Source organism: Desertibacillus haloalkaliphilus, from assembly GCF_019039105.1.
Lineage (GTDB): Bacteria > Bacillota > Bacilli > Bacillales > KJ1-10-99 > Desertibacillus > Desertibacillus haloalkaliphilus.
On record NZ_JAHPIV010000062.1, the window covers coordinates 1 to 601 of the forward strand.

At 37.3% G+C, this 601-nt stretch carries 1 protein-coding gene; it reads left to right on the plus strand.

Annotation, left to right across the window (positions count from 1 at the left end; all coding sequences use genetic code 11):
* Nucleotides 1–32: 32 nt before the first annotated feature.
* A partial coding sequence (locus KH400_RS20845) for a type II secretion system F family protein (RefSeq protein WP_369009389.1) occupies nucleotides 33–601 on the plus strand: 569 nt, incomplete at its 3' end.

The window sequence follows — 601 nt, forward strand, 5'->3', positions numbered from 1 at the left end:
GAGTTAAACTATAACTCTTTGCAAAGAGGTGAATGAAAATAGAGATTCTATTAATTGTTGGCGGTGCCGTTATCATTACAATTGTTGCGTTCTTATTGTATGACAAACGTAATAAGAACAAAGCAGAACAAGTAGAGGAGGTAGAGGAAGAACACGTTGAAGCCTCCGTAGCTCCAAGAAATAGTTCGATCATTGATTACAATGTATACGAAATGAAGAAGCAGGAGTTTATCCTATATGCATCTCTAGCTGGTTTAGTCTTCTTTGCTATTGGATTTATTTTTTATAATAACTTGATTGCCGCACTTGTATTTTCAGCTTTAGGCCTTCTATACCCAAGGTTTCAAAAGCAAATTCTAATAAAAAAACGGAAAACAGAACTCAGCCGTCAATTTCAACAAGCGCTATTTTCATTATCTTCCTCCCTTGTAGCAGGTCGTTCCATAGAGAATGCCTTCCTAGAAGTGACAAAAGATTTAGAGCTGCTTTATCCAGATCCGGATACATACATTATTAAAGAATTCGAGCGAATCAATCGACGAGTAGCTAACCGTGAGCCGATTGAACATGCAATAGCAGATTTTAGTGAGAGAGCTGGTAT